The organism is Coleofasciculus sp. (assembly GCF_046539235.1).
In the GTDB taxonomy this organism is placed as follows: Bacteria; Cyanobacteriota; Cyanobacteriia; order Cyanobacteriales; family Coleofasciculaceae; genus Coleofasciculus.
Genome location: NZ_JBKHHI010000611.1, coordinates 1 through 2,546 on the forward strand (window position 1 = coordinate 1; position 2,546 = coordinate 2,546).

Here is a 2,546-nt window from a genome sequence, read left to right on the forward strand (position 1 = left end):
AACAACAAAACCCGCCCTGTTCACCGATAAATAAACAACAAAACCCGCCCTGTTCACCGATAAATAAACAACAAAACCCGCCCTGTTCCCAACCCTAATTTATTGCAAGTTTTTTGGTGTTTTTTTGTCCAACGTTCAATAAATAAGTTCAGTGGATTTGACCCGATGCATTCCCGCATCAGCAAACCGTTGAAACGCCGCATCAGCTTGTTCCGTAAAATCCGCACCACCAGGAACCACAACCGGAGACGTACAATCGTCCAGTAAATAAACCTTCTCTGCTAACTTGGCATCTCTGGCTTGAATTTCACCCAGCAAATTATCCACTGTCCAAGCCACACAATGACTCTTTGCCTGACCTGCAATAATTAATCGGTCAAACTCTAGCAATTTTTCCAGGAATGGTGTGTTCTTTTGGGCAATGGGTTGGTCATTCTGGTCGAAAAGAACTTCTGGCTGGAGAGCCGAGTAATTTTCAGTCAGTGGATTACTCCCTTTCATTTCAAAATGGGTCTGACTTTGGCGAGCAACATTATGGAATAAACAAGCCTCTTCCACAGCAGAAACCAAGGCGTGGCTGATTCCTCCCAGCATGGCATGGTAGGGCCAGATAATTAACGGATATTTGCTATCACAATTGAGCGTCTTGGCATAATGCAGCGCATAATCTTGTAACCATTTCTCATCACCCTGGCGAATCCGAGGCGCGACGGCTGGGTTGATTTTCCACACGCCTTTTTCTACATCCTCCATGGAGATATTAGTCATCGCGGGTGGATGTTCTCCAGCATCGTTAATCCAAAATATAGGATGAAAGATTTGCATCGCGGTATGGGTATCCATCGTCGCCGCAATTTCGGTGATGACTCCTAAATTACGGTAGATAAATTCACACAGTCGCACATTGTCATCAACCGCTCCCGTACCCGATTGACCACCGACAAATAATTCAAAGTCGGGCATACAAAAGGTATTCTGAACATCAATGAGCAATAAACCAATCCGGGTTTCATCTTCATGGGCGGGCTGGAGATGATGCTGTTTTGCCCAAGCTTCGGCTTGGTTGACGCGCTCTTGATAGGGAACACGCCAGACGTCTCCAACCTGATTGGAGTCGAAATGAGAGGGAATGGGGAGTTGGGTGTTGGTCGTCATAAATACTCTGTCTGGTTCGCTAAAGATTCTGAAAACTATACTATGGCTGATGAACTCAATTTCAGAGTCTTCCTCAAGACTGAGATATTGTTCTATAGAGTATTGTTACATTTTAGAAGAATTGGTAATAATCTTTGTGGAGAAAGAATAGTTGATGAAATCAGTTGCAATTAATCAGTATGGTGGCACGGATGTCTTACAAGTTATAGACTTGCCAACTCCACCCGTCAAAACTCATGAGATATTGGTAAAAGTCCATGCTACCAGCGTTAATCCCATTGACTGGAAAATCAGAATGGGAATGTTGCAACTCTTAACGGGCTATAGCTTTCCTATGATTTTGGGATTTGATATTTCTGGGGAAGTTGTAGACGTGGGAACGGCTGTGACTCGGTTTCAACCTGGAGACCAAATCTATGCCTGTCTTGATAATCTCACGGGTGGTGCTTATGCAGAATATACAGTTTTGCCGGAAAAAGCGGCTTGTCCTAAACCGGAAAAACTCTCCCACAAAGAAGCGGCGGCTGTTCCCTTAGCCGGACTCACGGCGCTGCAAGCCTTGCGAGATGAGGGAAAAATTAAACAGGGATACAGGGTGCTGATTAACGGCGCGTCGGGTGGTGTGGGTAGCTTTGCGGTGCAAATTGCTAAGGCGTTTGAAACTCAGGTGACAGGGGTTTGTAGTGGTAAAAATAGTGAGTTTGTGCAAAAGTTGGGCGCTGACAGAGTGATTGACTATACTCAGCAGGATTTTACTAAGGATACTGCCAAGTACGATATTATTTTCGATGTGGTTGGAAATCAATCCTTCTGGAATTGCCAAGACTGTTTGCAACCCAATGGTGTCTATATTACGACTCAACCCTATCCGGTTAACTTCCTGGAGAGTTTTGTCACGGCTGTTATTCCGGGGAAAAAAGCTAAAGTTGTGGTTGTCAAATCCAATGGTTTGGATTTAAAGTCTCTCACAGAACTGATTGAAGTTCAGAAAGTTCGCCCAGTCATTGCTCAAACCTATCCTCTCTCTGCGGTTGCTAAGGCGCATCAGGAGAGTGAACAGGGTCATGTTGTGGGTAAGTTGGTGATTGTGGTTGAAAATTGAATGTTTTGACTCTTCGCTGCGTTCGAGGAAACCTGGTTTGTCGGGGCGGGTATTCGCTATTGATGATAACGTTTATGCAGAACCCGCCCTGACTTAACCCCTACACCCCCGCACCCGGAGAAGGGCGGGTTTAGTCAGGTTAGTGGTTGATGCCAAAATGTTATCGGTAAAACCCGCCCCTACAGGTCTATCTGTGTGATTCTTTAGAAAATGTTAATCTTTACTTAACTATGTTGGGCTATAACAGAAAAAATCCTCGACTCGAGTAGCATTGCAGGAGATAGTCCTT

2 protein-coding genes are annotated in these 2,546 nt (G+C 44.9%); one reads left to right on the forward strand and one right to left on the reverse strand.

Features of this window, described 5'->3' with window-relative positions:
• Positions 1–135: 135 nt before the first annotated feature.
• Positions 136–1,155 carry an isochorismatase gene (locus ACLFWI_RS29245; RefSeq protein WP_446415846.1) on the reverse strand — a complete coding sequence of 340 codons (1,020 nt, stop codon included), beginning with the start codon at positions 1,153–1,155 and terminating at the stop codon, positions 136–138.
• A gap of 154 nt (positions 1,156–1,309) precedes the next feature.
• Between ACLFWI_RS29245 and ACLFWI_RS29250 the strand changes: the two genes are divergently transcribed.
• Entirely contained in the window at positions 1,310–2,257 is a 948-nt protein-coding gene (locus ACLFWI_RS29250; RefSeq protein ID WP_446415847.1) for an NAD(P)-dependent alcohol dehydrogenase, read from the forward strand.
• Positions 2,258–2,546: the final 289 nt, after the last annotated feature.